This window comes from Frankia sp. AgKG'84/4, assembly GCF_023242965.2.
Classification (GTDB): Bacteria; Actinomycetota; Actinomycetes; order Frankiales; family Frankiaceae; genus Frankia.
Genome location: NZ_JALKFU020000017.1, coordinates 1 through 26064, shown reverse-complemented (window position 1 = coordinate 26064; position 26064 = coordinate 1). Strand labels below are relative to the sequence as shown.

At 72.6% G+C, this 26064-nt stretch carries 23 protein-coding genes and 2 pseudogenes; 10 read left to right on the top strand and 15 right to left on the bottom strand.

Annotated elements, in window-relative coordinates:
• From MXD58_RS31580 to MXD58_RS30070, 3 genes and pseudogenes are all read left to right on the top strand, one after another.
• Positions 1 to 78: pseudogene (locus MXD58_RS31580) on the top strand (50S ribosomal protein L22); the annotation flags it as partial.
• 328 nt (positions 79 to 406) lie between these two features.
• Positions 407 to 1612, top strand: a complete 1206-nt coding sequence (locus MXD58_RS30555) for an AfsR/SARP family transcriptional regulator (protein ID WP_250609026.1) — start codon at positions 407 to 409, stop codon at positions 1610 to 1612.
• Between the two features lie 762 nt (positions 1613 to 2374).
• Entirely contained in the window at positions 2375 to 2497 is a 123-nt protein-coding gene (locus MXD58_RS30070; protein ID WP_284677783.1) for a hypothetical protein, read from the top strand.
• A gap of 315 nt (positions 2498 to 2812) precedes the next feature.
• Here the strand turns inward: MXD58_RS30070 and MXD58_RS02995 are convergent, their stop codons facing one another.
• From MXD58_RS02995 to MXD58_RS02980, 4 genes are all read right to left on the bottom strand, one after another.
• On the bottom strand, positions 2813 to 3844 hold the full coding sequence (locus MXD58_RS02995; protein WP_250609025.1) for a hypothetical protein: 1032 nt from the start codon (positions 3842 to 3844) through the stop codon (positions 2813 to 2815).
• A gap of 71 nt (positions 3845 to 3915) precedes the next feature.
• A complete protein-coding gene (locus tag MXD58_RS02990) occupies positions 3916 to 4467 on the bottom strand; it encodes a hypothetical protein (RefSeq protein ID WP_248839574.1) in 552 nt (183 codons plus the stop codon).
• 116 nt (positions 4468 to 4583) lie between these two features.
• Positions 4584 to 4991, bottom strand: a complete 408-nt coding sequence (locus MXD58_RS02985; protein ID WP_248839573.1) for a hypothetical protein — start codon at positions 4989 to 4991, stop codon at positions 4584 to 4586.
• A gap of 5 nt (positions 4992 to 4996) precedes the next feature.
• A complete protein-coding gene (locus MXD58_RS02980) occupies positions 4997 to 6253 on the bottom strand; it encodes a hypothetical protein (protein ID WP_250609023.1) in 1257 nt (418 codons plus the stop codon).
• Between the two features lie 257 nt (positions 6254 to 6510).
• Between MXD58_RS02980 and MXD58_RS02975 the strand changes: the two genes are divergently transcribed.
• The 6 genes from MXD58_RS02975 (at position 6511) to MXD58_RS02950 (ending at position 10681) form a co-directional block, all read left to right on the top strand.
• A complete protein-coding gene (locus tag MXD58_RS02975; RefSeq protein ID WP_248839571.1) occupies positions 6511 to 7008 on the top strand; it encodes a DUF3846 domain-containing protein in 498 nt (165 codons plus the stop codon).
• A gap of 46 nt (positions 7009 to 7054) precedes the next feature.
• The gene (locus MXD58_RS02970; protein ID WP_248839570.1) at positions 7055 to 7546 is read left to right on the top strand and encodes a hypothetical protein; all 492 of its coding nucleotides are present in this window, start codon (positions 7055 to 7057) and stop codon (positions 7544 to 7546) included.
• Positions 7534 to 8073 carry a hypothetical protein gene (locus tag MXD58_RS02965; protein ID WP_248839569.1) on the top strand — a complete coding sequence of 180 codons (540 nt, stop codon included), beginning with the start codon at positions 7534 to 7536 and terminating at the stop codon, positions 8071 to 8073. Before MXD58_RS02970 ends, MXD58_RS02965 begins: the two co-directional genes overlap by 13 nt.
• 73 nt (positions 8074 to 8146) lie before the next feature.
• The gene (locus MXD58_RS02960) at positions 8147 to 8992 is read left to right on the top strand and encodes a DNA-processing protein DprA (RefSeq protein WP_248839568.1); all 846 of its coding nucleotides are present in this window, start codon (positions 8147 to 8149) and stop codon (positions 8990 to 8992) included.
• Positions 8993 to 9018: 26 nt separating this feature from the next.
• Complete coding sequence (locus MXD58_RS02955) at positions 9019 to 9822, top strand: hypothetical protein (protein WP_248839567.1); 804 nt, start codon at positions 9019 to 9021, stop codon at positions 9820 to 9822.
• 190 nt (positions 9823 to 10012) lie between these two features.
• Positions 10013 to 10681: a hypothetical protein gene (locus MXD58_RS02950; RefSeq protein WP_248839566.1), complete on the top strand. Its 669-nt coding sequence runs from the start codon at positions 10013 to 10015 to the stop codon at positions 10679 to 10681.
• Positions 10682 to 11214: 533 nt separating this feature from the next.
• On the opposite strand, the gene MXD58_RS02945 is transcribed toward MXD58_RS02950, so the two are convergent.
• The 11 genes and pseudogenes from MXD58_RS02945 to MXD58_RS02890 all read right to left on the bottom strand — a co-directional run.
• Positions 11215 to 11631: a hypothetical protein gene (locus MXD58_RS02945; protein WP_250609022.1), complete on the bottom strand. Its 417-nt coding sequence runs from the start codon at positions 11629 to 11631 to the stop codon at positions 11215 to 11217.
• Positions 11632 to 11644: 13 nt separating this feature from the next.
• Entirely contained in the window at positions 11645 to 12151 is a 507-nt protein-coding gene (locus tag MXD58_RS02940; protein ID WP_250609020.1) for a hypothetical protein, read from the bottom strand.
• A 1176-nt stretch (positions 12152 to 13327) separates the two neighbouring features.
• Positions 13328 to 13684, bottom strand: a complete 357-nt coding sequence (locus tag MXD58_RS02935; RefSeq protein ID WP_248839562.1) for a hypothetical protein — start codon at positions 13682 to 13684, stop codon at positions 13328 to 13330.
• Between the two features lie 106 nt (positions 13685 to 13790).
• A complete protein-coding gene (locus MXD58_RS02930) occupies positions 13791 to 14570 on the bottom strand; it encodes a hypothetical protein (RefSeq protein WP_248839561.1) in 780 nt (259 codons plus the stop codon).
• A gap of 94 nt (positions 14571 to 14664) precedes the next feature.
• Positions 14665 to 16284, bottom strand: coding sequence for a VWA domain-containing protein (locus MXD58_RS30065; RefSeq protein WP_308301883.1), 1620 nt, complete (start codon positions 16282 to 16284; stop codon positions 14665 to 14667).
• 92 nt (positions 16285 to 16376) lie between these two features.
• Positions 16377 to 17498: an AAA family ATPase gene (locus MXD58_RS02915; protein WP_248839560.1), complete on the bottom strand. Its 1122-nt coding sequence runs from the start codon at positions 17496 to 17498 to the stop codon at positions 16377 to 16379.
• 945 nt (positions 17499 to 18443) lie between these two features.
• Entirely contained in the window at positions 18444 to 19367 is a 924-nt protein-coding gene (locus tag MXD58_RS02910; RefSeq protein ID WP_308301882.1) for a C40 family peptidase, read from the bottom strand.
• Complete coding sequence (locus tag MXD58_RS02905) at positions 19364 to 20332, bottom strand: replication-relaxation family protein (protein WP_248839559.1); 969 nt, start codon at positions 20330 to 20332, stop codon at positions 19364 to 19366. Before MXD58_RS02905 ends, MXD58_RS02910 begins: the two co-directional genes overlap by 4 nt.
• Positions 20329 to 22809, bottom strand: a complete 2481-nt coding sequence (locus MXD58_RS02900; RefSeq protein ID WP_248839558.1) for a type IV secretory system conjugative DNA transfer family protein — start codon at positions 22807 to 22809, stop codon at positions 20329 to 20331. The genes MXD58_RS02905 and MXD58_RS02900 overlap by 4 nt, the downstream gene beginning before the upstream one ends.
• 84 nt (positions 22810 to 22893) lie before the next feature.
• A complete protein-coding gene (locus MXD58_RS02895; RefSeq protein ID WP_250609019.1) occupies positions 22894 to 24369 on the bottom strand; it encodes a VirB4 family type IV secretion system protein in 1476 nt (491 codons plus the stop codon).
• A 136-nt stretch (positions 24370 to 24505) separates the two neighbouring features.
• Positions 24506 to 24982: pseudogene (locus MXD58_RS02890) on the bottom strand (cyclase family protein); the annotation flags it as partial.
• 112 nt (positions 24983 to 25094) lie between these two features.
• Between MXD58_RS02890 and MXD58_RS02885 the strand changes: the two are divergent.
• Positions 25095 to 25661: a YbaK/EbsC family protein gene (locus tag MXD58_RS02885; RefSeq protein WP_248836452.1), complete on the top strand. Its 567-nt coding sequence runs from the start codon at positions 25095 to 25097 to the stop codon at positions 25659 to 25661.
• Positions 25662 to 26064 lie beyond the last annotated feature (403 nt).

Below are 26064 nucleotides of genomic sequence, written 5' to 3'. Positions count from 1 at the left end.
GGCCTGACCCGGGCGGGTCTGCCGGGCGCCAAGGCGTCCGCCCGCTACGTGCGGCTGTCGCCGACGAAGGCCCGCCGCGCTGCACGCCACCGGCGGCGTCACCCTGCCCGACGCCGACGCGGCCCGCGCCCTGATCCTCACGGTCCTCGCCGCCCACCACACCCCGGCCGGCGAGGACCCCCACCATCTGATCCTCAGCCGGGACGCCGCCACCACCCTGGCCCTTCCCGAGCAGCTCCTCACCCGCCTGCCCCACCTCACCCTCACCAGCACCGAGGGCGACGCCCTCGCCCACGCCGAGGCGCGGCTGCTGACCCGCGTCCGCCTCGCGGACGAGCACGCGGCGGGCGGCATCGACGCGCTGCGCCGCGCCGCGCCCGACGAACACCTCACCCCGGTGCTCCTCGTGCTCGTCGCCCACCCAGACCTACACACCCGGCTGAACGCCCTCGCCGCACACGGCGCCGACCTCGACGTCCGCGTGGCAGCCCTCGGTGCCTGGCCGGGTCACCCGTACTGGCCCGACCCGCTCACCACCTCCGATCCGGCCTGGGCCCTGCCCGCCGACCCGGCCGGCGACCTGCTCGACCTCCTCGACCAGGCCACGCCCATCGACACCCCGGCGCACGTCAACCCCGACGCCGTCCCGGCCCAGCGTCCCGACACCGACCCAGCCGAGAGGTCCGCGCCCGCGCCGGCCGGTCCCGCCGACGTTGTCGGCGCCGCGCGGGACGAGGCGGTCAAGGTGGACCCGGCCCCGACCGATACCGCCGATTCGCCGCCGCAGGCCGCCCCAGCCCTGGACGAAGACGCGCCTTCCGCGCCGGCCAGCGATGCCGCTCCCGGTGAAGCCAGCCATCCGTCGTCCCCGTCGGTGGTCGGCACTGGGGGTGTGCGGCTGGTTCTGCTGGGCGCGCGACCCCACCTGCGCCGCGAGGACCGCACCGTCTACCAGGGCCGTCTGGCCCTGGAGATCGCCGGCTACCTCGCCGTGCACCGCCGCCCCGCGACCGCCGCGACCCTCATCGCCGCCCTGCTACCCGACGTCGACCCCGACCGGGCCAAAGACCAGATCTACCAGGCGATCCGCCGTCTCCGCGACGCCCTGCGCCAGGCCGGAGCCGATCAGGCGTTGCTGTCCGACCGCAACGGCTACCGGCTCACCGACACGGTCAGCGCCGACCTGTGGGACGTCGAACACGCCCTGACCGCCGCCGACCACGCCCCCGACGACCCTGGCCGCATCACCGGGCTGCGCGCCGCCACGGGCCTGTACAGCGGGCGTCTGCTGGAGGGCTGCGAATGGGCCACCGCGCACGCCACCGACCTCGAACACCGCGTCACCGACGCCACCGCCGACCTCGCCGACCTGATCGCCGATCACGACCCCACCGCCGCCGCCAGCGTCCTCGACCACGCCCTCGGACTGTTCCCCTACACCGAATCCCTCTACGCCCACCTCATGCGCCTACACGCCGCCGCCGGGCATCCCGCCGACGTCCACCGCGTCTACCGGCGCCTGCTCAGCCGCCTCGCCGACCTCGGTGCCACCCCCAGCGCCGACACCGACACCCTCCTCGCCCGCCTCACCCGAACCCCACGCACCCCGTGACCCGGGCCGTCGGCCAGCATCACGGCACCCGCCGAGCGGAGGTGCACGGCCGGTAGGCCCCGGCCCGCGCCCGGCAGCGTGCCACTAAGTGCGCAGGAAGGAAGATCGGAGCCGGGGTTGGGGTGGGAGTTGGGTGGATCGACGGCTACGAGGCAGACGGCCAGGCCGGCGGTGCGAGCGAGACTCACAAACGTCCCCACTGTCATCTCACCCGGCGACGCCGACATCGAGTTCGCGATGGGAGACCGGCGTAACACCTCCTCCACTAGCCACGTCGCCACATCCACGTCCCCTTCCCTGGGGGCCGATCGGCGACGCAGCGGAGTCGGCCGCCGCCGAGAACGACCCTCGCGATCACCGGTGGGACCTGCCATCCCTGCCTCCTTGTCCTTGGGCGCCACGGTGGAGTTCGGCGCGAGCCAGTAACGGCCGTCATCGGTGAGGGGATCGTGGCTCTTCTCAGCCCGCAGCCGCCGGGCCGGTGCCGCCCTGCCCGACGGCCGTACGACGACCTCATACGGCCGCTCCCCTGACCCGTGACCTTGGTTGTTGGCCAGCATCCGATCACCGTGGCACCATGACAGCGGCGGCTCCCGGCACCCCCCGAGCTGGGAGCGGCCACCAACCCAGGCAGCAGTATCGGAAACCCGGCCAGGGCCGCCGGGTGAGCATGCCCGCGCGAGCCGCGAGCGGTCCTCGCATCGTCGCCGCGGGGCCGCGCACAGGTCCATGGCCCGCGGCCAGGGATGAGCGTCTGGGCCCATGTGTGTTCTCGCGGCGCGTCAGGAGAGCACGGGCGGCGTCCTCGCCGGTGTGCTCCTCGTCGCCCTACCACCTTGGATCATCGCCGCCGTGGGGACGGCCCTGATGCTGCGCGGCGTCTGAGTACGGACGGTTCCTTGGCGCGCTGCTGCCCGGCCCTGCGCGTCCCGGCCGTGGCGCCGGCCCGTGACCGGGTGCCGGAGCCAGGGGGGTGACGGCGCGGTCGACCCCCTCGCGCCGGGGCACGTTCCCCGCCTGAGGACACCGCGCGGGCGCGGCGAGGCGACCGGCGTCGCTCGGCGACGTCGAGCGCCCTGTCCAGCACGAGCCACAGGACCACGGCGACGGTGCAGCCGATCATCGAGTAGCTGAACACCATGATGACGGCGAGGAACGCGATTCCCAGCATGGGCCTTCTCTTCCTTTTCCGTCGGGCGTTCAGCATTCGACGATCACGTTCCGGGTGGTACGGGTGCGCCGCGCCCGACGGTCGAGGGGCGCCTCGTCGAGGGGCGTTCGGCTGGGGTGCAGGAAACGGTGGTCGTGTAGGCCCGGAGCGGTGCGGAAGGCGTGGTCGAACGCGACCGCGCGGGCGAAGTCCTCGGGGGTGTGATCCCGCATGGCGCGCCAGCCCTCGTCGCTGCGGTAGGGGCACTGGACGCAGGCGGATTTCACCGCCGGCCAGCCGTGCGCGGTCAGCCAGGTGGCGCAGTCCGTTGTGGTCCAGCCCAGGTCGATCAGCGGGTAGAGCGAGATCGCGTGCGCGGGGAACGTCGTCGGGTTCCGTCGGGATTCCTCCCCGGCGGGAAAACCGATCCACTGCACCACACGCGCCCCGGCGGGCACCCGGCCGACGAGACGACGCTGGCCGGCGCCCCGACAGACGCTGCACAGGCCCGGTCCGGCGCCAGGAGTCCCCGGGGCGAGCCGGGTGCCGCTGGCCTGGCAGTAGCGGCAGTCCACGGTGCGCACCGGAGCGCCGAGCAGTTCCCGGATCTTCCGGTCGATGACCTCGGCCTTGTACCGGGGGGTGCAGCGGCGCGGGAGCTGCCCGCGGCGAAGGCCCGACGTCGCGAGGACGTCGCTGCCGGCAGCGGAACGACCCACGGGGTGTTCGCCCAGAGTGAACGCGGGGAGGGTCGCGGCGGTGTGCGGGTCGAGGACATCGACGGAGAGCCGTCCGTGACTCACCCGGTAGAACGGGATCTTCACGCAGGACAGCACCGCGTCGAGCGCGTCCACGACGGCATAGACAGCGTCGGGTTCGTCCCCGGTATCCGCGAAGATCACCGCGTCGGCGCGGGGTCGGAGTCCCCAGGCGGACATCAGGGTGAGCGTGGTCGAGTCGGTACCCGCACCGCAGTTGATCACGGTCAGTGGTGGCGGTGCGGTCATGGCCCCAGCCGGGCGGGCGCGGCGGGTCCGGTGCGGCGGTGGCCGGCGGGTGCCGGAGGCGTGGTGAACGGTCATCGCGTCTGCCTAAGGTTTGGACGCCGCCGGCCGGGTCTAAAGGACCCGGCCGGCGGGCTGGCGGCGGGTTGTCACGGGGTGGCGATGAAGGCCGGCAGGACGCGGGCGAGGGTGACGGCGTGGTGTGTCGGGAGCCGCAGGTGGAACACGGCGTCACCGTCGGCGAGGGTGATCGTGCCGTTGAGGTGTGAGCTCGGCCCGTACAGGCGGATCGTGTGGCCCTCGACCAGGCCGCCCACCAGGTGTCTGATCGCGGCGAGAGCCTGGGTCGCTTCCTCGCGTTCCCGCCTGGCGTCCTTTCGCGTCGCGACGGCGACGGTGAGGGCGCGGCGGTAGTCCGGCAGGAGCCGGCGGCGGATCTCCCCGGCGATCCGCGCCGGGGACGTGGACGGGCTCAGGGTGATGCGGTGGCGTAGCCGCTCACCGCGCATCCGAGGCCAGTGCTTAGCGAGGTCACTGTCTACCCCGCCCTCGATGATGAGCCGGTCGCGGCGGGTGTCGTGGTGAGCCACGAGGAACCCAGGGTCGGGGGTGTCCAGGGTGATTCTGTTTCCGGGCAGGGTGTCGGTGGTCCACTGCGCGCCCAGTTCGTGGGCGACGTTGGTCATGAGTTCGTGCAGCATGGCGACTCCTTCGAGTCCGCGACGGTGATCGCGCCGCGGAGGGCCGGTCTTTCCCGGCTGACCCCCGTGCGCGGGGTGGTGGGTGGGCCCGGCGTCGTGGGCGCACCTGGGGGCGGCTACCCGTCGCGCGGAACGCCGATATACCGGTGGAAGGTGGTTTCCACCGTGCGGTAGCGGCTGTCGTAGGCGTGTAGGTCCTCGGGACGGCCGGCTGGGGACAGGACCGCGAAGGAGATCGCGTGGTCCACGACCTCCCGCCAGCGGCGGATGACCTCCCCGGCGACCTGACCGCGCCACCCGCAGTGACAGGAGCATGTGGCGTCGGCCAGGCGGTACTGGACGTCGAGGGCGTGGGCTTGGACGAGGTAGATGTCGGCCGGCGCGGTCAGGACGATCTGCGGCCAGGGCGGCAACGCCGGGCACCATCCGAGTTCGTTGAGCGCCGTGTTCAGCCAGGTCATGGTGCGGGTCACCGCGTCCAGCAGCGCGGCGTTGAGATCGGCGGCGCTGGGACGCGCGGACATCGCCTTCACGCCTTCGCCGCCGTCTGGTAGCGGGCCGGGCGGCCACCAGGGTCGACCTGGATCGCCTTGCCCGAAGAGATCAGCTTCGGCATGGCGGCCGTGACCGCCCCGCTGGACCGTCCCAGCTCCCGTGCGATCTCCCCGGCGGTCAGCTGCGCCTCGGGGTTGCCCACCAGAAGCTCCTCGACGAGGCGCCCCAAGGCGCCCGGCGCCAAGCGGACGGATCCGCTGGCGTTCAGCGCAGGTGCGCTTTTCGTCGCGCCGCCCCGGTCCCGGGAACGGGCCCGGCTGGGCGGCGCCGGGGTGCCGGTCCGAACCGGGCAGGCCGCGAGCGGGCAGGCCAACGCCGCGCACACCGGGACCTCGCCTGGCACGGCGCCGTCCGCTGCCACACCCACCTGACCGGGCGGTGTATCGCTCGCATCCAGGCTCTGCTCGTCGGCCGGGGTCGCGGTGTCCACCTCGACCGCGCCGGCGTCGTCCTCGAGTGGGGCCGCCGGCGCGGGCTCGTCCTCGGCGTGAGGGTCCTCGCCGACGGCTGGGGAGTCCGGGTCCGGGTTGGTGGTGTCCGCGCTGACCGGGGCGGCGGTCGGGCCCGCGTCGGTGCCGGTGGAGGCGAGGGATGCCGCGTCGTCGGGCCCGTCCGGGTGCGCGGGGCCGGTCGCCCTCTGCGGGTCCAGTGGGGGCGTAGCGGTGGGCTGGTCCCCCTCGTCGTCGAGGTCGGGGTCAGCAGGGTCCTGCTCGTGGGCGGTCACCGCGCCGGGGTCCGGGGTCGGCGTGCAGGCGCCGGCGGAGGGCGCGGGCGACGTCTCGTCGCGCAGGCCGTGCTCCGCCGGGCCGTCCACCTCGCCGATCACCAGATCCGGGTCGGGGGTGTCCGGGGCGGGCGCGGGGTCCTGCGCGTCGAGGGGTTCACCGTCGGCCGGGCCGGTCCGATCACCATTCGCCGCATCCGGCGTCGGCTTCGGCGCCGGGATGTCGATGGCCTGCGCCGTCGCGCCGGCCGGCTCAGGGCTGTCCATGTTCGTGGTGGCGACCAGCTCCCACAGGACGGGGCGGCGGCCGGGCCGGCCGGGGGTCGGCACGGGATGGCGGGGCGCAATCCGCCCGGTGCCGGCGAGCTCGTTCAACATCGGCCGCAGCCGCGTTCTCGCGATGCCGGTCCGGTCCACGATGTCGGGGGCGCTCAGCGGCCCGCCAACGAGCGCGGTCAATATTCGCGTGGCATCGTGCGCATTCATGTCCGTGGTGTCGGCTGTCATCGCCATTCCCATCTGGTCGCATGTTTGTGTGCGATTCCAGGGATAACTCCTGATCATCGCGACCAGCCAGCGAATTCCGCAGTGACATACATCACTGGTCGCGAATTCATGACTGTTTTCGGATTCGCTTGCTAACCAGTAAATGATCAAGTTACGGTCGTGGCCGTCACAGCGAATGAAACACCGGCCACGGCGCCGGTGATCGGCGGCGCATGTTTGCCGTGTCTTTCGATTCCTCGTCTTCTTGTGGAGTTCCCGTGAGCCCATCTATTGAGGGTGTGCTGCTGCGCGCCGACCGCGATCGGCTACCCGATCCGGTCACGTTCGACGCCGGTGACCTCTCGGTTCCGCGAGGTGTGGTGGGCGGCGAGGTCATGCCCCTGAGGCTGGGGGACCCGGCGGGCACGGTCTACGTGAACGCCGACGGCCTACGCCTGCGGCTACCGGTCAACCCGCGTGCGTCGCTGCTCGTCGCGGCGGCGACGCCCGCCCGCCGTGGCTCTGCGCTGCTGGGGAACGTGCTGCTGGTGGGCCCCGCTGACGACGAAGGCGGGGATACGTCGGTGGCGCAGGACTACCGGGCGGTACTGCTGGAGGACCCGGAGCGGGTGTGCGTGGAGCTGACCGTGCCAGGCGATGAGGCGCCATGGCTGCCCGGCGAGAACACGTTCACCGATCCGTTCCTCGCCTACACCACCGCTCTACGTTTCGCGACGGCGTTTCCCGAGACGACCATCAGGCTCCTGCCGGCCTAACACCCCTCTCCCCGATCGCCCGTTTCCCTCTACACCTGGAGTAGGCATGTTCCATACGGTGACCGGCGTGCTGGTGCCGTCGGATACCTCAACGCCGCCGAGCCTCATGAGACTCGGCCCGGAAAAGATCGCGCTGATGCGGTCCGAGGGTGGACTCCTACGTGTGGTTGATCTGCCGCAGCCGGCGGCGACCCTGTGGGTGTTCCGGGACGACGATCGGCTGCCGCGGAACCCTCGCGCCTCGCTGATCATGAGGGCGGCGAACCCAGAGAAAAGGCAGGAGACGGTGTGCGGCGACGCCGTTCTTCTCGGCGTTGCCGACGTCGACGGGGGATATCGGTCGGCGCCGCCTGACTACACCGACGTTCTCCTTCTGTCGGCTGGCCGTTTCCGCGTCGAGTTCCAACCCCCGCAGGGCGGCCGGCGCCTTGCCCTGTCCTCACCCGAGTGGACGGAGGTGTTCACCGCCTACCGGCAGGGGCTGAGTGTGGGCCGGGCGTTGCCACGCATGGCTGTCCGCGTCGTGTGCGCGCCCTGAACGCGACCTTCGGTGTGCCCACCGGCCGGCTGGCACACCGCCCTCGTCCGCCACTGGTCGAGGTGGTGCTCATCCCGGCGGACACGCGCCGCCCCGTGCGGGTCGAGCGCCGGGGAAGGGACCGTCTGCCTCGCCTGCGCGGGTCGCCCGGCGCGATCCCGCTGTTCGCCCCGCCCGCCTTCCTCTACCCCGACCCCGCCTTCCTGAGGCCGCACGGTCCGCGCAACGACCGGGCGGGACTCCTCGCGGCGGCACACCACCCCTGGCAGAGCCCGCCCGCGCTGCACACCGACGTGCTACTGATCGGTGCGCCGCGCGGCGGCGGCCACACCTCGGTACCCGAGACCCACACCACGGCGCTGCTCGCCACCGGCCGGGTCCACATCGAGTTCCACCAGCCCGGTAGTCGTGCGCGCTGGCGGTGGAACGGCATGTGGTTCCCGGACGCGTTCGTGGCCTACCAGCACGGCCTGCGGGTCGTGCGCGGCTTTCCGCCGGTGATCGTGCGGGCCGTGCCCGCTGACTGACTCCGACCGGCGTGCACCAACCGGTCCGCCGGAGCGCCCCGTCCCTGCCTGTCCTGCTGCAAGGAGCATCGTCATGACCGTCGATCATCAGGAGCGTCTGGCTCGTATCGGACTGGCCTGGATGGCCAGCCGCGGCGCGGCGATACCCGCCGCGCCGGCCACCGAGTCCCCGATGCGGCGGTGGAAGGGCATGGCCGCGTCACGTCCGCAGGTGGATCCGGCGCGGGTCGCGGGGGAAGCGGAGGCCACCGGGTGGCGCATCGTCGTTCCCGGCGACGACGAGTGGCCCCCTGCCCCGCCCGGCATCGAGGACCCCAGCGCTGGGGCGCCGTGGGCGTTGTGGGTGCGCGGGGACGGTGACCTGCGCGCGGCGACACGGCGCTCGGTCGCGGTCCTGGGTACCCGCGCCTCCACCACCTACGCCAACCAAGTCAGTGCCCTACTCGGCGAGGACCTCGCGGCGCGGGGCTGGACGGTCGTGGCTGCCTGCGCGCTCGGCGCGGACCGTCACGCCCTCGTCGCCGCCGCCCATGGCGACGCCCCTCCGATCGGCGTGTTCGCCGACGGCCCCGGCCTGCGGGCGTTCGAGCGCCGCGAGCCCGCCCTGCGCGCCCTGCTGGTCAGCGACGCGCCACCGGACACCCCGAGCCGAGGAGACCGCTACCTCGCCCGCCAGGACCTCATCACCTACCTGTCCGCCGGAGTCGTGATCGTCGAGGCCGGTTGGCGCGGCAACACCCTCGCGACGGTGGCCTACGCCCGCGCCCGGGGCCGGCTCGTCATGGCCGTACCTGGAGCGATCACCAGCCCCGCGAGCGCCGTCACCCACTTCCTGATCCAGGGCGGCGCCCAGCTCGTCGACAGCGCCGAGTCCATCAGCGCGACGCTCCTCGCCGCCACGGCCGGCGGCGCGGCGTAATAGTCGGACTCGCCGCCGGCCCGGTCATGCGCGCCGCCCTCGCCGACCTCGGCGCGCGCCCGTGGAGCACCCGTCTGCGGCTGCGCGCCGGAGACGTCCTGATCGTCGATGCGGATCTTCCGGCGCGGGCGCTACGCCACGTCCGCGGCCTACTCCTCCCGGACGTCGAGGTCATCGTGGTGGGTGAGGGAACCGGCGGACCGTGGCCGTGGCGGCGGCTGCGGCTGGCGGAGGGGCGCGAGGAGCTCGCCGCGCTGCGCGGTGTCCACCACGCCACCGCCCTCACCCCGATCACCGGGTACCTCCAACCGGTCACGCTCCGCCTGGAGGTCCGCGACGGCGATCACGGCGGCCTGCGCCTGCCCAACACCACCCCGATCAGCAGGGATCTGCGCGTCGCTTTCCACGCCGTGGGACTGCCCTGGCCGCAGCGCAGCGCGCTGACCGTCTCCTGGGATCCCCTCCGCCCCGCGGCGGGCGAGGCCAGCCTCGCGCTCGCCGCCGCCCTGCTCGCCGCCGCCCACGAGATCGACCCGGATCTGCTACGCCGCTGCGTCTTCCTCGGCGACGTCGCTCCGGATGGCACGGTGCGGGCCCCCGCGACGCTGCCCGCGCACGCCCACCGCACCGATACGGCCGGCGTACGCCATCTCCTCGCCCCCGGGACCATCGACGGTACGCGCGTTACCGTCCACTCGATCGCCACCGTGGCAGAGCTGCCCGCTGTCCTGCGGCCCCTGTCCTCCTCCACGCCTCGCCTCGAGCTGGCGACCGCCAGCAGCGCCGGAGGGCCCTCCGCACGACGTCTGCGTCCGATGGGTGAGGGCTAGGACCGCAGAAGCCCGCCGACGACACAGCGCCGGGGTCACCGCGCCTCCCAACCGGTAACCCCGGCGCCGCCCTACTCAAGGGCGAGTCGCGTCAGCGGCTCACCGGTGGCCACGCCCGGCGTCACCCTGCACCGGCATGTGATCGTCGCGTTGTCCGACCAGGCCCGACGCGATCGACCACGATGGCGGGATGCAGGCGGATGACCGCGTCCTACTGATCGATCTTGAGAACATGGTCGGGTTGGTCCAGCCGCGCCCCGACCTGGTCCGCGCCCGCGTCCACGCACTCCTCGAGGCCGCCGGGCCAGTCCATCACGCCCTCGCCAGCTATGCGCAGGGAGAACCGTCCAGCGACCGCGGCGCCTCCGTGCTCGCCGAGCTTCGTGTGGCGCCCTGGCCCGTCCCGGCAGGGAAGAACGCCGCCGACGACGCGCTGCTTCAACACGCCCGTTACGTCCACAGCCGAGGCGGGCGGACCTTCACCGTCGCCTCCGCCGATCACCGGTTCGCTGAACTCGCGCGGTGGGGCCAACTCGATGTCCTCGCCTGGGAGGGGCAGCCCGTGGCCCGCGCACTTACCGCCGCCGGAGCACACCTGCGGCGACTGCCCCGCGCCTCCACCAGCGGCCCGGCCGCACCCGCCGCACACGTCGCCGCAGTGTCCGTGTCCCGGGCGCGGGCCACCCCGAGCCGGCCGGTCGAGATGTCGCTTCGTCGAGGGCTGCTCTCCGCGATCCTGACCGGGGTGGGTATCGGCATCGGGGAACGCCTTACCGCACGGGCCTTGCGAACGGGTGTACGCGCACCACGTGCGGCGGATATCCGCGTGCGAGACGAAGCCCCTCGGCGTAGGCGGTGAAAGTATCGGTCCACTCCCGCCGCGGGCAGCGCCCACGAGCACCGCGTCCCCGAGGAACCTCTCGCCCCGCCACACCGAGTTCGCCGCCAACGCCAGCACCGTCGTCCCACAGTTCACCAAAAGGTCGCGTCGTACCCCCCAAGCATGCATCTACAGAGTGCCCGCCGGCTCCAGCAGAATAGTTCGCGGAAAAGGCCCGCAGAAAGATCTGCGCGGGGCCGCCCGCGCCGACACCGGATCCCGGGGGCACGCTGAGGACCGCTGCGGCGGCCACACGCACCGCAACGGGCCCCGCCGGTACCACGGCACGGTGCGACCGGGCCCGCCGGCACCACGGCACGGCCCGGCAACGCGCACGGCAGGGCAGGCCCGTGCGCGGTCCGGTCCGGTGTGGTCCGGTGCGGACGCGACGGAAACGGATGGGATGCCGTGTGACAACGCGGGCACGGTGCACCAGCGCCACGTGGGGGTGCCCGGACATCCGGGCACCCCCACGTGGCCGTCACGCCCTTCGACGGCGGGCGGTCATCGGGTCACGTACGCGCGTGTACGCGGGCGCGCTGCGCCGTCCAGGACACCTGCAGGGTCGGCGGCGTGCCGGCGGGAACCCGCACCGGATCGGACATCAGGTGATCCAAACCCCAGGAATCGGCGCACGCCGGGCACACGGTGAACAGGTGTGCCCCGTCATAGTCCACGTCCTCGGGCCATCCAGGTGGCGCGACCGGCGGGCAACCCCCCGGAAAATAGACGACCATTCCCATAGGAGCGGCATCCCCGGTTCTCACATACGCATCCGCATCCGGGTCGGCAACGAAAACCCGTTGGTCGATAGCGGTCATAAAAAATCGCCTCCGTTCGACGTTTGTTTTCGACGAAACGAACATACGTCGCGGGTAAATATCCGTCCAGCGAAATCCGAAATACTTTCGCATTTCTTTGTGGTGCACGCATGCTTGACAATTAGCATTTCGGTGCTCGTTGAGCGGCCCGCCTTTTCCCGGAGAAAGGACGTTTCGGGGATAGAGGTGGGGTGCGCGGGTGGCGTCGATGGGCCGAGCGGGTGGTGTGGAGGTGGGGGCTCGCCGGGCTGGGTCTGCGGGTCAGCGCGCGGGCGGTGGGGAGTCGGCGACGGGATTCACATGGGCCAGCGCAGGTGGCGTGGTAGGCGTCGACGAGCCCACCATAGTGATCACCGAGGGTGTTCCATCCCGCGCTGATCCTGCGTCTGATCTGGACGCGACAGCGGGTGGCGTCGAGGAGGTGCACGTAGAGGTCGGGGACGTCGGTGAGGTCGAGGCCGTCGTCGCCGAGGTCGGTGTGGCCGAGGTCGGTGTGGCCGGTGAGGATGACGTCGCCGTGGATCCGCTGGTCGGCGTGGAACCGGTGTGGGCCGAAGGCGACGAGGGCACTGGCCCGCTCGTTGAGCGGGGTGTTCGCGGGCAGGGGTGAATCGCCCCTCCACAGCACGGCGCCGGCGCGTTCGAGGTCGATGGGTTCGAGGCCACCGCCCGCGAGGGCCTGGAGGGCCGCGGTGTCCGAAGGCGCGACGTCGAGGAGGCGGTGCGGACGCGCGCGATCGGCGGGGATCGCCGAACGATGATCGCCGCGGGTGGGCCGGTCAGGGCGGGGACGGCGGCGGACAGGGGCCCGCTGTCGGGGGTGGGGGTCATGGGGCCGCTCCGTGTCTGGCGGCGGGATCGGCGGGGAGGGTGCCGCGCGGGAACGCGGGTCACAGAACGGCAGGGCCCACACCTCCGGTGAAGACCGGAATGATCGTGAGGGTGAGCGGATCGGGCAGGCCCGTGGGGCGCCCATCGAGAGCCCAGTGGTCCTCGCGGTCGCCGGTGGGGCCGGTCATCACGGCGCCGCCCCGGATCGAGGGGGCATCGAAGAAACGGAAAGGGAGAAGCATGAGGAGGGCGCTGGCCCGCTCGTTACGCGGAAATGCCTGGTCCTCGTCCCGCGCCCACAGAAACGCGTCGGTCCCGGCCAGCTCGACGCCACGGGCACGCCTCGGAGGAGCCCTTCGAGTGCGCGGCGGGTCGACAAGTCGATCTTGATCAGGTGGTGAGCGCACGCGGGGTCGGCGGGAACAACCAACACGTTGATGAGAAAGGGTTTCGGGGGTGTGAGCCGGCGTAGCCATGCGGGCCGTCCGGGTCGGTCACGGCGCGGGCCAGGGCCGCGCGTCGTCATCGGGTTGAACCGCAGCGAACTTCTGATCATCGTGGGCTCCGGGGTCGGTCGTGGCGGTGTGGGAGGAGCCCGGGGCGGTGGTGGCCGCCACGGGGCGGATCAGTGGTCAGTCCTCGAAGGCGGTGGACGCTCGTGCCGATCTCGGTCTGCGCGCAAGCGGGTGGCCGCGTGCGGCTCGAACCCCCTCGGTGTAGGCGGTGAAGTCATCGGTGGATTGCCTACGTTTTCTTCTGCGGTGCGCAGAGGGCGGTGTGGCACGGAGGCTCCGCCCGGGGTGGTGCTGGCCGCGCCGGTCACGGGGCACCGTCGGCAGGCGTGACGCGGTTCTGCGGCTGTTCCTTCGCGTGGCGTGCCAGGTCCGCAGGTGGCCTGGAGTCGCGGCGTTCAGCTGGGTCGCGGGTCGCGGGCGGTGCACGGGTGGGGGCCGGGCTGCGGACGTTGTGGCTATCAGCCGGCAGTCGCGCGGGGACCAGGGTGACCGGCCTGCGTGGGCAGGGCCTGTGTGAGGGCGACCCATGCTTCCCGTCGGGCCTGGTAGTCGGTGATCTGCAGTGCGAGCCTGGAGACATGGTCGGGATGGAGCCGTCCGGCTCGGATCGACTCGCCCGCGCAAACCTTCCCAGCCAGCGCGAGCATCTGCGCGGCGACCTGTTCCAGGTCATCTGCCAGGCGGGAGGCGGCGGTCTCGGCCGCGACGCCCAAGGCGGCGACCAGGTGCTTGAGGTCCTCGGGCGCTCCGTCGCGTGTTCGCTCGACGGCGAAACCGGTCGGGGTTGCGGTGGGGGTAGCGGGCTGGCCGGTCACGGCGGGCTCCTCTAAGGCGGGCGCGGTCGCGGCAGGGGGTTGGAGTCGTCGGGGGTGCGGGGCGGGCCGGGCTTGTCCGGCCCGCCCCGGCGGGCTCCTGGGCGGGTCAGCCGTGGGTGGGGTGAGGGGTGAAGGCGAGGGTGCCGTCGGCCAGCCGTGCGACGCAGATCAGTCCGGCGCGGACAGCGTCGATGAGGGCCAGGTTGCGGGCGAGGTCGGAGTGCTGGCCTGCGGGGTGGTCCCCGATGGTGATCAGGTGGGTGGCGTCGTCGGGGGTGAGCAGGCGGGCGCCGGGCGGTAGGGGTGGGAGAGCGGGGGTGGGGGTGGGGGTGGGGTGCCCGGCGGTGCGCAGAACCGTGGTGAGGGCGGGAAGGTCCACGGGGGGATCGAGGCATCCGCGGAGGGCCTCGCCGGTGTCGGGGTGACGCAGGTGGTATTCGAGTCCGAGGCTGTGTAGGAGGATGCGTGCGTCGCGGGTGGTGTCGTCGGCGACGAACACGGCTTCGTCGGGGAAACCGGACAGGGGCAGGCGGGCTAGGCAGGTGAAGCCGGCCGGGCGGAGCAGGCGAAGCAGCACGGTAGTGCTGGGGTGGGTGGTGGGTGGGAAAGGAATCGGCGCGAGAGCGGTGATCATCGGGGTGGTCGGGCGGGTGGGGTGCGGGTCGGAGACGTCGGCTCCCAGGCGGGTGTCGGCGAGGCAGGCCGGGCAGACGGTGAGCTGGTGGGGGCCGGGGTACAGGCCGTCGGTGGCGGGCCAGTCCGCCATGTCCTCGGGGCAGCCGCCGGGCAGGTAGGGCACGGCGTAGCCGGCGGGGATGTAGGGGCCGGAGGGCTGGCGGTGGGGGTAGACCAGGACGCTGAGCCGATCGCGGGCCGGGACGTTCATGCGAGCTCCTGCGAGTGCGGTGGTGGTGGGTGGTGGGGGCGATCCCATGGCCGGGGGCGGGCCGGTGGGAGGTATCCGGCCCGCCCCGGGGGGGTTATCGGGTGGTGGCGAGGGCGCGTAGGGCGGCGGTGGCGATCGCGGTCGCGGTGTCGGCGGGGTTGGTGAGGGTGACGACGTGGGCGGGGGGCAGGGGGCTGCTGCGTTCGTGGGGTTGGATCCACAGCAGGTGGCAGCCGGCGGCGGCGAGACGCGGTAGGCGCGCGGTGGCGCCGAGGAGTTCGTCGAAACGGAACACGCCGTCAGAGATGATCACCAGGAGGCGGGTGGTGCCGGGCTGGTGGAGGGCGAGGGTGTCGGTGAGGTGGTCCAGGGCGCCGCTGACCTGCTCGTAGGAGTCCTTGGCTTCGAAGCGGGTGACGCGGGCTGGGGCGCGTCCGGGGTGGGTGATCGGGCGGACGTGGGCGCCGAAGATCACGGTGGCGGTTTCGGTGTCGGGGATGGCGGCGGCGGCGTTCGCGGTGATCCACGCGGTGGACGCGGCGGGTTCGCTGTAGGCGCTCATGGATCCGGAGACGTCCACGGCGATCCCGAGGCGCAGCGGCGGGTGGGGGCGGCGGCGGCGTTGGGTGCGGCTGAAGGGGCGGGCGGTGGGCAGTGTTCCGGCGGCGCGTTGGGCGTCGGCGGCGAGCGCGCCGCGCATCCGTAGCCGCCCGGGTGGCGTCGGGGAGGTGACGGTGACCGGGACACGGTCGGGTACGGACGCGGCGCGCAGCCCGCGTGCGAGCCGACGGGCGGCGGCGCGTTCCTCACCGGTGGGTGTCCGGGTGCCGGCCGTCGCGGTCTGCCCGTAGGACGGCCGCTCGTCGTCGACGATGATTCTCTCAAGGGTGTCGGAGATCGACTGGGCGAGGGCGTTGGCGTTGGCCGGATCGACGGGGTCGGGCTGCTCGTCGAGGAGGTCGACCCAGTCCTGGCCGAGGCGCATCATCGTGGCGGTGTCGGTGTCCGTGACCTGGTGGGCGGCCTGCCAGATCGTGCGGAGTTTGCCGAGGAGATCCTCACCGAGGATCTTCGTGATGATCTCTTCGAGGTGGGTGATTTCGTCCCGGTAGACGATGCCGGCGTCGGCGCGGGCGAGGATGAGTGCGGCGGTGCGCGCGGCGGAGCCGATGGTCATGTCGGGTGGGGGTGTGGTGGGCGGCGTCGTCACCGGCTCGACCGGGCCTGGGGTGGGAAGAAGATCGGGCATGACGACGTCGCGGACGACCGCCCGCAGCCACCGGCGGTCTGCAAGGTGGCGGCCGAGGTGGGCGGCTTCGGCCCGTGACTCCTCCAACAGGTTCGCGGCCTCGGCGGCGGGAGTGTGGGCCTGAAGGGGATGTGGCTCCCAAAGGCTGTGCGCGGCGTGGGCGCATTCGTGGACGAACGCGCCCCACAGGGCGGGGTAACGGGAGCGGTCGTCGGGGACGGCGGGGCGCATCGAGGCGGGGTCGACGGCGACGGGCCTCAGGTCCGCGTTGACCTCGATCGCGGCCAGGGAGGGGATCATCATGGCGGGCGCGCCGCGCCCGACCCCTGGGGCGCAGGTAACGACAAGGTCGTTCCGGCCGGTCAGAAACGGGGCGACGCGGGTCATCGCGGCGGAGACACGCAGCCAGTCGCCGGTGGGGGCCTCGGCGGGGAACGTCGGATCGTGGTGGGCGTGGCGGGGCACGGGGGCTCCTTCGATAGTCAGCACGGCGGGAGAGGCGCCGGGGTGGGGCGGCGGGCGGGACTTCCCCGGCCGCCGCCCGGGAACGGGTGCTCCTAGATCTGGGTGCCGAGAGCGAGGGGGGTGAACGTTGCCCCGAAGGTCTTGTTGACGATCTCCGTGACCACGTCGCGGTCCTCGATCGGCGCGATCCCGATCAGGTTCGACACCGCCGCCGGCAACCCGAGGAGACCGAAGATCTTCTGGAAGGCGAGTAGCTCGCGCAGTTGAGGTGACCAGCCGATGTCGCCGGCCTCGCGGCGTCGGGCGAGGTTCCGCGCGGCCGTCACCGCCCTACTATCGATCTTGAGTTTCGTGGCCAGGTCGAAGTCCGTGCTGACCGCGACCTGGACCGAGAACCGGCTCGACAGGGCCTCGGTGAGGACCGCGCCATGAACGCCCGGGTTGTGGCCCGCGACGATGTAGAAGCCGGGGGCGGCCTCGATCGTTTCGCCCTTGTGCGCCTTGACGGTGATCCTTTTGCGGCCGTCCATCGCGGGATACATCACCGCGAGGACCGCCGGGCTGATCAACGTGGCGTCGTCGACGAGGAGGACCTTCCCCTCCCGCATCGCGGTGATCACTGGCCCGTAAACGAACTCGTACCGGCCGTCGGACGTCTGGGTGTACTCGCCAAGAAGATCACCGACCTGGGTGTCCCCGTCCCCCGCGATCGTGATCAAATCGTCGCCGAACGCGGCTTCGATGACCGACGTCTTGCCCGTGCCCGGGGGGCCGTAGAGCAGGACGGGCACCTCTGCGGCGCGCAGCCTGCGCAACACCACCACGTCGGACAGATGGGCGAGTTTGCGCGGCCGGTACACCTGCCCGGACGGGCGGATGATCCCGCCGTCCGGGGTCGTCCTCGGCGTGGGGGCCTTCGCCGTCGGGACGGATGCGGGGCGCACCCTCGGCGCGGGCGCCGCCCCTGTGGCCACGGCCAGCGCGCGGGAGGTGGCCGCGTTCGCCGCATACATACGCGGCTTCGTGTGGGTCAGGGTGGCGTGCCCGGCTTCGGCGAGGCGGTGCAACGCGTTGCCGACCGCGCCGTTGCTGCGACCCAGCGCCTTCGCGACCTTCGTGGGTGAGTGATCGCCGTCGTGGTCGAGGAGGTACTGGGCGACGAGGCGGTGCAACTCGTGGGGCCCGAGACGGAGGGCGGGGGCGGGGCTGCTCATCACATTCTCCAGGGATGCGGGCGCACAGGCGGCCAGGACGGCGAGGGCTTCGGGGCGGCCTTCGGGCGGCGGAATCACCGGCCCTAAAAGCCGCCGGATATCGATGTCCAGGCCCACCCGATGTTCACGCGGGAAATGGAATAACAATACGAGGAGAATTCCCGGACCGGCAAGCCGTTTTCATGATTCTTTGTTTTTCCGGTTTCCCGGTTCCGGTGTTCCGTATTTCGTTGTGGAACAACCGTAACTCGCCATTCCGACGTCTAGCAACCCTATTTCCATGACTCTTTAGGCGAAATTCCGGAAAAGAGTCATGGAAATCGGCTTGCCTAAACAATGATCTAGAGGTAATTCGTGTGTGCGCGGTGAAATATGGTGGGAAAAGAGTCATGAAATAGGGCTGGCTGAATGCGGCGCGACACGGTATTATGGAATCAATCCCGCGAACGACGGAACGGAGGTGATCGGATGGTGAGGCCAACGGCGCCGGGCGCGCCCCGCCCGTCCGGCGCCTTCGAGGCGCGGCGGGCCGGGGCGCGGGCGGCCCGGGGAGGCGAGCCGGGATGGGCAGGCGAGCACGGCCGCATAGAGGGAAGTAAGGCCCAGGAAAAGGCGAGAAAGAAACGTCGGTGGAGGGAACCAGGACCCGGGTAGGGAGTCAGGGGGCCGCCGCTGGCGTTTTCTTCGTGCCAAGCAGGCGAGTCTGGGCGCCGGCCGGAGGGGGTTTCCGGCCGGCGACCTGCTGTTTCGTGCTTACGGTCCCCCTCCGGTTAAAGCCGGAGGGGCTTTTGGAGGGGCTCAAGGAGCCCCTTTTGGAGGGGGATCTGCCGCAGGGCCGGCGGCCTGACAGTCCGCCGTCCCCCTCCGGCCGCCCACGCCTGCACCGACTCTTCTTCCGGGACAGCTTTCAGGGAATTTCTCGAAGGGTTTACTGCGGTGGTGGTGTTAGGTGTGGAGGGGGCGGGTGGCTCCACGGTAATCGTCCCACCGGTAATCTTCAACGCGCACATCTGCATTTCTGTGGGGGGCGTCGATCATCTGGTTTCCGCCGATGTAGAGCCCGACGTGGGTGATGTCCGCGGTGGAGGTTCCGAAGAAGACCAGGTCTCCGGGTTGCAGTGCCGCGTCGGCGGGGAGGTGGGGGCCGGTGTTGTACTGGTCCTGGGCGACGCGGGGCAGGTCCACGCCGGCGGCCTTCGCGGCGGCCTGGGTGAGCCCGGAACAATCAAAGCCGGCGTCACCAGCGGCGGGCCCGTCGCCGCCCCATTGGTAGGGTAGGCCAAGTTGCGCGGTGGCGTAGTCGACCGCGACCGCGGCGTCCGGGGACGGTTCGGGAATCCCACCGCCGGTCTCGCCGGTGGTGTCGTCGGTATGGTTGGTGTAGCTGTCTGCGGTGGTGAGGACCCGCGCGACATACGCGGAATCCTGATTGTAGGCGAAGACGGCGGCGGGAATGTCGCGGCCGTCGCGGGCGCCGGAGGCGCACAGGTAGGCGGCGGCGCTGAAGATCGCGTCGGCGGGGTCGGTGATGTCCGCGCCGCCGCCGTCGGCGTCGACGGCGTGTTCGGCGAACGTGGCGGGCAGGAACTGCATCGGCCCCAGCGCCCCCGCCTCCGAGGTCCAGTCCGGGTTGCGGCCATGGTCGGTTTCCTCTTTGCCGATGGCGGCGAGGATCGTCCAGGGCAGGCCGGGGCAGGTCGCGGCGGCGGTGACGTAGAGCTGCTGGTAGCCGGCGGGAATGTCCTCGGCGGCGTCGTCGCTCGGGGACGTGCCGAACGGGCTGATGCTGGTGAGGACCCCGGCGGCGGCGCCGAACAGGACCACGATCAGACCGAACACGACCACACCGGCGACGGCCAGCGCCTTCACCGGCCCGCACGCAGCAGCGGCGGGCGGGGATGGGGCGCGGGATCCGGATCGTCGGCTGCCCCGGCGTGGGGGTCCTGGGGGCGGGTGGGGTGTACCGGGGTGCCGTAGCGGCGGGTGAGCGCGTCGAGGTCGACGCGGCCGGTGGCGTGCAGCGGCAGCCAGACCTTCCCGGCGGGAGCGAGGTCGTCGTCGTCGTCGGCGCCGGGGGCGGTGAGCGGTCCGGGGGCGGCGGTGATGACCGTGACCCCGGGCGGACTGGTGCGCAGCGCCGCCCGCAGGTTCGTCTCCCGTCGGGCGCTGGGTAGCCAGACGAGTAGCGGGGTCACGATGCCGCTGGCTTCGGCGAGGCGGCTGTAGGCGGGGAGTTTCGCGAGGACGCGGGTGAGGGGTTCGGTGCCGCGGTCGACTTCGACCATGACGTCGAGGCGTCGTTGCCCGGCGGCCCAGACGCCGTAGGCGTCGGGGCGCACGATGCGTCCCCACACCTCGGCGGCGCGCCGCTCCGACCACCAGGCGACCAGCCCCGTGCCCTGCGGGCGGGTGCGGGTCGCGTGGACCAAGGCGGCGAACAGGCTGTTCACCTCGACGAGGTGGGAGAGGCGGACGCCGTGGGCGAGGGCGTGGAGCCGGTCGCGGCGGTAGCCGAGGTCGCGGACGGTGATGCCGCGTTCGGCGGCGAGGATCGCCGCGCCGGCGTTGCCGAGGATGTAGTGCAAAGGCGCGGCGACGAGGCTGTAGTTCGGGTGGACCCGGTCCAGGACACCGAGGCTGTGCAGGGTCGCGAGGCGCATCCGGGTCTGGCGCTCCCCGTCGAACGCCAGCCGGGTGATGTGCCGGCGGGTGAGGACCTGATGCTCCAGGAGCATCGCGAGGAGCCACCGGTCCCGGACGGTGAGGCGTCCGGCGAGTTCGAGGAGCAGCGCGTCCTGGGAGCGGGCCCCGGGCCGGCGCCCGGCCGGGCTCATGCCCCGCCCCGGTGCGGTCGGGGTTCGGCGGCCGGTCGCGGCCGTGGTTCGTGGACGCTGGCCGTGGGATGGCTGTGTCGGCGGGCCGCGGCACGCAGCCCCGCCGCCCGCCCCGGTACCCCGGCGGAGAGTGGTCGGGTTCGTAGGGTGAACGCGGCGCTGTCCTCACCGCCCACGATCAGACGGGTCGCGGCGGTGAACGCGGGCATCCGCGCGAGGTCATGGTGGGTCAGGACCGGGCTGACGTGGCGGGCGAGCTCGCCGGCGTCACGCGGACTGACCGCGAAGAAAATTTTGCTGCGGGCGTTCGTTGACAGGGCGTCGGCGAGATCGACGGGCAGCTGACGCAGGTGCTGGTGGGCGAGGACCATGGACAGCCGGTAGCCGCGTGCCTCGGCGAGCATGTCCTCGATCGCCCCGGGCAGCGTCAAAAAGTTCTGGCATTCGTCGAGGTAGACGGCGCTGTCCGCCCGCCGCGCGGGAGGCACGCTCGCACGGCGCAGCGCTGCCTGCCACACCTTCGCCAGGACGATCGAGCCGATGATCTGCGCGCCGTCCTCGCCGATCGCGCCTTTGGGGACACGGACGAGGAGGATGCCACCGCGGTCCAAAACGGCGGGCACGTCGATGGTGGATTCTCCGCCGGCCAGCGTCTTGCGGGCGAAGTCGCGCAGGAGCAGCGCGCGCAGTTTGTTCATCAGTGGTCCGACGGCGGCGGCGCGTGCTCCGTCGGACAGCTCCGCGTACCAGTCCCAGAAACCGGCGAGGATCGGGTCGGTGACGCGGGCCGCGGCGGCGCGGCGTGTCTTCGGGGCGGTGAGGACCTCGACGACGTCGATGAGGGTTGGTGCGGGTTGGTCGCGGTGGCGGCCGGAGAGCAGGGTCAGGCAGGTGGTCCGCAGCAGGTCTTCGGTTCGCGGGCCCCAGCTGTCCGCCCAGATCCGCCGGAAAATCCCCACCAGCTGATCGGTCGCGAGCCCCGCGTCGGGTCCGTCGAGGATGTTCAGTATCGGCGGTGGCGCGGAGTCGTCGGGGTCCAGCAGGATCAGCCGATCCGCCGCGGACGCGGGCAGGCGGTCGAGCAGGTCGGTGACCAGGTCGCCTTTGGGGTCGACGACGACGACGCCGCGGCCGGCCTGCGCATCGCCGAGGATCATGTTCGCGAGCAGCGTCGACTTGCCCGAGCCGGTGGCGCCGAGGATGTGCAGGTGATGGCGTGCCGCGGCGACATCGATGCCGACGTCGCGGCGGCGCCCCGCCTCGGTCTGACCCAGTGTTTTCACGTCGGGCCCGGCGTCGGGGATGCCGGCGGGGGGTGCGACCGCGGCGGCACCAGCCCGCGCCAACCCGGGTACGGCGGTGTCGACGGGTAGGTGCGCGAGGGCGGCGAGTTCCTCAACGCCGACGAGGTCACCGCGGCGCAGCCGGCGCTGCCCGAGCAGACGCGGCGGGTCAGACAGCCGCAGCCGGCGCAGGTGGTTGTGCCCGGAGTACAGGGCGTAGGCGGTGGCCAGGGCGTGGGCGCGACCCCGCAGCGCCGCCCGCACCCGCGGGGCCTGCTCCGGGTCGGCCGGGGCGGGCAGCGCGGCGCTGTAGGCGACGCGAACCTCGAACCGCGGGCCGAGCGCCTTTGCGGCGATGGCCCGGGACTCGGCCGCGTCCTCGGGTGGGGTCGGGCCGACCCGTCCGGTGCCTGAGGGCCGGGAACTGTGCGGGGTGATCAGGTCGAGTAGAGCCCCCCAGACACGGGGGCTGGCCTTCTGCCCGCGGTGGCGTGCCGCGGCGCGGCGTGCCTGGGCGAGGCGGCGGCCGGTGACCGGACGGGCGAGGACCTGCACCGCGGCGGTCTCCTCGTCGTCGAGTTCGCCGGCGGCACCGAGCAGGCTGCGCACCGGATCGCCGGGCGGTGCCGCCCGCAACGGGAGAACGTCCAGGCGGGCCAGGCGTAGCACCCCGCCTTCCGCCAGCAGCCCACCGTCCCCCGCGCGCGGGCTGGCCGCGAGGGGGTCCAGGGCGGGGCGCACGGTGGTGGTGCGGGCGCCGGGCCAGGCGGCCTGCACCGCGCGTTCTACCAGCCCCGGTGGCACCACCCCGGGCACCCACAGGCGAAACGCGGTCCCGGCCCGCTGTGCGACGACTTCGAAAGCGAGGTAGGGCTGGCCGTGGCGTAGCCGGGGCCAGAACGGGCGGAGCAGCCCACTCATCTGCGCCCAGAACACCCCGGCCGCCTCCGGGTGCACCTCAGGGGGCATGAGGATCTCCACGGTGCGGGCATCCGCGATCAGCGCCGTGTCGCGTGTCGCCCGCCAGCGCCGCCCGGCCCACACCAGGGCGAGGGCGAGGGCGAGCAGCGGCAGACCGGCGGGCAGCCCCCACACGGCGAGCAGACGGACCAGGGCGTGGCCGAACGCGAACGGCGCCGGTGACGCGGGCGGCGGGGGTGGGGGCGCGGTGAGCGGGGACAGAAGATCCGTCATCAACCATTCCTCGACACGAAGGGGGAAGGGGAGCATCGGCGCCGGCCAGGACCTGGGCAGGTCGCGTCCGCGGGCCGGGGGTGCTCAGAGCGGGTCGGCGTCGTCGGCGGGGACGCGCCGCCGGGGGGCCACCGCATGCCCCTCGTCCGCGCTGGGGGCGGGGGGCGGTGCGGTGCGCTGGGCGACGTCGCGAGGGTCGGTGGTGATGAGCGCGTGTTCGTGTTCGCTGGCCTGCGCGCGGAACAACGCGCGGCGTTCGTCGGCGACCAGCAGCGCGTCGCCGGGACGGGCGGCGAGTAGCGCCGCGGTCTCCCCGTCGCTCAGCCCGCAGGCGGTCTGCACGGCGGTGGCGGCGGAGCTGTCCTGACGGAGCAGGAGTTTCGTGGCGGCGTTCGCGAGGATCGCCCGGCCCTCGTCGCTGCCGAGCAGGTCACCGGTGTCCTGGGTGACCAGCGCCAGGCCCGCCCACCATTTCCGGGCCGCTTTGGCCAGGCGCAGCAGGAACTTCGCGCCGGCCGGGTGGGCCATGAGCAGCCATGCCTCGTCGACGACGACGAGACGGCGCCGTCGACGGTCCGGGTCGGCGACGTGACGCCAGATCGCGTCCAACACCAGCAGCGTGCCCGCGGCGCGCAGCTCCTCCGGCAACGCCCGCAGCGAGTAGACGACGAGATGCCCGTGCGGCGCCGAGGTGGTGGGTCCGGCGAACAGGCTCTGGTGCGACCCGGAGACGAACGGCGCGAGGAGGCCCGCGAGGCGCTGGCCGTCCGGGTCGGCGTCCAGGGCCGCGGCGACGTCCGCGAGCAGCGGCGCGGCCCGGTCCCAGGAGGCGGGGTCCTGGGTGATCCCGGCGCCTGCGTAGGCGGCGAGCAGCGCCCGGTCCAACGCCGCCCGCCCCGCCGGATCCTCCCCGGCCGCGCCCACCAGCGTCGCGAGGAACGTGTGGGCGAACAGCATCCGCCGGGTGAGCAGCTCCGGATCGGCGCGCCCGTGCGCGGGCAGGTCGAACGGGTTCAGGCGCACCCCCGGCGCGCCCAACGCCAGCTGCGTGCCACCCACGTCGGCTCCCAGCGGCCCGTACTCGTCTTCGGGGTCGATCACGTGGACCTCAACGCCGTGGTAGAGGCTGCGGAGCACGTCGAGTTTCGTGAGGTAGGACTTGCCCGCGCCGGACGTCGCCAAGGTGACCGAGTTGTAGTTCGCCCCGGCCCACCGGTCGTGGCCGACGATGCCGCTGGAGGCGAGGTTCGGTCCGTAGATGACCGGGGCGGCGCCGTCGCGGTGCGGGTCGGGCAGCGCGATGTCGGGGCTGGTGAACGGGAAGCCGGCGGCGAGCGCGGAGGTGTCCATGGTGCGGGTCGCCGCGAGCAGATCAACACCCAACGGCAGGGTCGTGGTCCACCCGGCGAGCATCCGGTAGCGGGCGGGATGCACGGTGAGCAGCAGGCTGTGCGCGAGTGCGGTGACCCGTTCGACCTCGCCGGCGAGCTCGCCGGGGGTGTCGGCGTAGACGGTGAGATACAACCCGGCCTGGAACAGCCGCGCTTCCCCCCGGGCCAACCGGGCGGCGAGGTCGGCGGCGTCGGTGGCGGCGGCGTCGACCTCGGGATCGTCGAGGCGGCCTCTCGCCCGGCGCCATGCCCGGCGCCTTGCCGTCGCTCGGCTTCTGTCCCGGCCCGGTACTCGGGTCGACGCTCGCCGCGTCGATGCCGACGGTCCGTATGCCCGCGTCGACGATCGCCTGAGCCGTCGCGGCCGCCAGATAGGGATGGTCGAGGTACTCGTCCCGGCCCCAGTAACGGGACCAGCCGGTGACGACGAGGACGACGTCGCCGGCGCGTAGCCCAGCCGGCAGCGCGCCTGGCCCGATCGGGCTCCGCGGCGCCAACCCGTTGGCGTCGACGAGCGCCACCGGCCCGGTGAAGCGTTCCAGCGGCAGCTCGTCGAGACGGGGCAGGCAGGCGTCGACATGCCAGGGCGCGTCGACGTGCGTGCCCGTCTGCGATCCCATCCGCAGTCGCTGCACGTTGACGCCGTCCGTCCCGACCCGCAGCGCGGGCTCGACCGCCACCTCAGGGTCCCCCGGGTATACCGGCATGCCGGTGACGATTGGCACCGTCAGGTCGACGAGGTCCCCGGGGTGCGGCTGCGGTTCGGCGGAGCTGCTGGGCATCGTGGACCTCCGGCCGTGCTCGGGGCTACCCGCCGGCGCGACGGGAGCGCCACCACACCATGCCTGTGGCGCGCTGTGCGCCGCCTCCGTCGCGCCGCCGTAGCCTGCGGGGATGTCCGACATCATCGCGCCCGTCGACGCGCTCGCCGGCACGGACCTGCTGGCCGTTCCCACCGCGTCGGCCCTCACGAACTGGCCGGAACCGGCGACCCGGTCACTGCTCGACCGGGCGCAGGTCGCCGAGATCGATCCCGACCTGGCCGACACGGCAGCCTTCTGCGACCGCTACGGCGTCGCCCCGGGTGACTCGGCGAACTGCGTCATCGTCGCGGCCCGCCGCGGGGAGGTCACAACGCTCGCGGCGTGCGTGGTCCTCGCGACGACCCGGGCGGATGTGAACGGCCTGGTCCGGCGGCGACTGAAGGCCCGCAAGGTGTCGTTCGCGCCGATGGACACGGCCGTGGAGCGCACCGGCATGGAGTACGGCGGCATCACGCCCGTCGGCCTGCCCGCGCACTGGCCGGTACTGATCGACCGGGCGGTGGCCGAGCACCCGTGGGTCGTCGTCGGCTCCGGGCTGCGCCGATCGAAGCTGTGGGTGCCCGGCGCGCTGCTCGTGGCCCTCCCGAACGCCGAGGTCCTCGACGACCTCGGCCGTCCCGAGCCGTCGGCCGGCTAGCTCGGATCCGGGCGATCCTGCTGGTGGGCGGGTCGTCTCTGTGCGTGCCGTGGTCTGGTTGGCCGGTCAGGTTCCGCGGTGGGGCCGGCCGCGCTGCCGCGGCCGGGACCGCGCTGCCGCAGCGGCTCTCCACGGCCGAGTTCCAGCTCCCGCTGCGGGGCGCCTTCTGGGCCCGACGGCGCCGCTGCCGAACTCCGGCCAGGCTTGACAGTCTGCCCCCGCAGCCGGCAGTATCGAATGCGTGTTCGAATTCCTCGGAACCCGGCCACGGCCCCGTCTCGCGACCCGTGAGCATGCCGCCGGGCGGCGCGCGCCAGCCGTCGTACCTCCGCCGCGGATCGACGACACCACTCCCCGCCGGCCCGCCGCGCTGCCCCCGAGCGTGGCGCGGGTGGCGGCGCGC

Coding starts and splice junctions, on each gene's coding strand:
- MXD58_RS30070 (WP_284677783.1), top strand. CDS start 2,375: ATGTGTGTTCTCGCGGCGCGTCAGGAGAGCACGGGCGGCGTCCTCGCC.
- MXD58_RS02995 (WP_250609025.1), bottom strand. CDS start 3,844: ATGACCGTTCACCACGCCTCCGGCACCCGCCGGCCACCGCCGCACCGG.
- MXD58_RS02990 (WP_248839574.1), bottom strand. CDS start 4,467: ATGCTGCACGAACTCATGACCAACGTCGCCCACGAACTGGGCGCGCAG.
- MXD58_RS02985 (WP_248839573.1), bottom strand. CDS start 4,991: ATGTCCGCGCGTCCCAGCGCCGCCGATCTCAACGCCGCGCTGCTGGAC.
- MXD58_RS02980 (WP_250609023.1), bottom strand. CDS start 6,253: ATGACAGCCGACACCACGGACATGAATGCGCACGATGCCACGCGAATA.
- MXD58_RS02970 (WP_248839570.1), top strand. CDS start 7,055: ATGTTCCATACGGTGACCGGCGTGCTGGTGCCGTCGGATACCTCAACG.
- MXD58_RS02960 (WP_248839568.1), top strand. CDS start 8,147: ATGACCGTCGATCATCAGGAGCGTCTGGCTCGTATCGGACTGGCCTGG.
- MXD58_RS02955 (WP_248839567.1), top strand. CDS start 9,019: ATGCGCGCCGCCCTCGCCGACCTCGGCGCGCGCCCGTGGAGCACCCGT.
- MXD58_RS02950 (WP_248839566.1), top strand. CDS start 10,013: ATGCAGGCGGATGACCGCGTCCTACTGATCGATCTTGAGAACATGGTC.
- MXD58_RS02930 (WP_248839561.1), bottom strand. CDS start 14,570: ATGAACGTCCCGGCCCGCGATCGGCTCAGCGTCCTGGTCTACCCCCAC.
- MXD58_RS02915 (WP_248839560.1), bottom strand. CDS start 17,498: ATGAGCAGCCCCGCCCCCGCCCTCCGTCTCGGGCCCCACGAGTTGCAC.
- MXD58_RS02905 (WP_248839559.1), bottom strand. CDS start 20,332: ATGAGCCCGGCCGGGCGCCGGCCCGGGGCCCGCTCCCAGGACGCGCTG.
- MXD58_RS02900 (WP_248839558.1), bottom strand. CDS start 22,809: ATGACGGATCTTCTGTCCCCGCTCACCGCGCCCCCACCCCCGCCGCCC.
- MXD58_RS02885 (WP_248836452.1), top strand. CDS start 25,095: ATGTCCGACATCATCGCGCCCGTCGACGCGCTCGCCGGCACGGACCTG.